Genomic DNA, 1,611 nt, shown 5'->3' with positions numbered 1-1,611 from the left:
TCCCCGGCGTCGCCCAGGTGATCCCGATGGGCGGCGAGGTGCGCCAGTTCCGCGTGGCGCCCCAGCCCACGGCGCTGCGGGCGCTGGGCGTCACCCACGCCCAGCTGGAGACGGCGCTCGCGCAGTTCGGCACCAACACGGGCGGCGGCTTCACCGACCAGTACGCCCGCGAGTACCTGATCCGGAACATCGGCCGGACCATGGACCTCGACGACCTGCGCACCCTGGTTGTGGCCAACGTCCAGGGCCGGCCGATCTACCTGCGGCAGGTCGCCGAGGTCTCGTTCGCGGCCCGGGTGAAGCGGGGCGATGCGGGCTACATGGGCGCGCCCGCGGTGGTCGTCTCGGTGGAGAAGCAGCCGGGCGTCGACACGGTCCGGCTCACCCGTCAGGTCGAGGCGGCGCTCGCGGAGATCACCGCCGGCCTGAACGCCTGCGGCGCCGGGAAGACGCCGGAGCGCGGGGGCCCGTCCCGGACGGAGGCCGCGGGCGAGGCCTGCGCCTTCAAGGGGGTGCGCGCCGACCAGCTCATCTTCCGGCAGGCCAACTTCATCGAGACCTCGATCCGCAACGTCGAGACCGTGCTGATGGAGGCGGTCGCCGTCGTCGCCGTGGTACTGTTCGCCTTCCTGCTGAACGTGCGCACCACCGCGATCTCGCTGACTGCGATTCCCGTCTCGATCCTGGCCACCGCGATCGTGTTCCACGCGGCCGGGCTGTCCATCAACACGATGACGCTCGGCGGCCTCGCGATCGCCATCGGCGAGCTCGTCGACGACGCGGTCGTCGATGTCGAGAACATCTTCCGCCGCCTCGGCGAGAACCGGCGGGCCGGCAATACGCGCTCGGTCTTCGAGGTCGTGGTCTCGGCCTCGAACGAGGTGCGCTCCGGCATCGTCTACGCCACGATGGTGATCGTGCTCGTCTTCGTGCCGCTCTTCGCCCTCTCCGGCATCGAGGGCCGGCTCTTCGCGCCGCTCGGGCAGGCCTACATCGTCTCGATCCTGGCAAGCCTCCTCGTCTCGATCACCCTGACGCCGGTGCTGGCCTACTACCTGCTGCCGGGCCTGAAGCGCCTGGAGGAGCACGAGAGCGGGCTGGTGCGCGTCCTCAAGCGCGGCAACGCCGCGCTGCTGCGCGCCCTGCTCGGGCATGCCCGCCCGGTGATGGTCGCGGCGGCCCTCGCGGTGGCGGGCGCGGGCTTGGCCGCGGCCTTCCTGCCGCGCACCTTCCTGCCGCCGTTCAACGAGGGCTCGTTCACGGTCAACATGAGCTTCAACCCCGGCATCTCGCTCGCCGAGAGCAACCGGATCGGCCTCGTGGCCGAGCGCCTGCTCCTCGACATGCCGGACGTGCGCTCCATCGGCCGCCGCACCGGGCGGGCCGAACTCGACGAGCACGCGGAAGGCGTGCACGCCTCCGACCTGGAGATCGACCTGAAGCCCGGGGCCCGGCCCAAGCGCGAGCTCGTGGCCGACATCCGCGGCCGCCTCGCGGTGCTGCCGGTCAGCGTGAACGTCGGCCAGCCGATCTCGCACCGGCTCGACCACATGCTGTCGGGCGTGCGCGCCGAGATCGCGCTCAAGATCTTCGGCGAGGATCTCGACACCC

General features: G+C 71.4%; 1 protein-coding gene. It reads left to right on the top strand.

Annotated elements, in window-relative coordinates:
* Positions 1-1,611: efflux RND transporter permease subunit (locus tag AX737_RS14630; protein ID WP_197430586.1), on the top strand; the 1,611-nt coding region annotated here is incomplete at both ends.

The organism is Methylobacterium sp. CCH5-D2, assembly GCF_001556475.1.
GTDB classification, from domain to species: Bacteria; Pseudomonadota; Alphaproteobacteria; order Rhizobiales; family Beijerinckiaceae; genus Methylobacterium; species Methylobacterium hispanicum.
The sequence above is the reverse complement of the archived record's forward strand: the minus strand, read 5'-3'. Positions and strand labels throughout refer to the sequence as shown.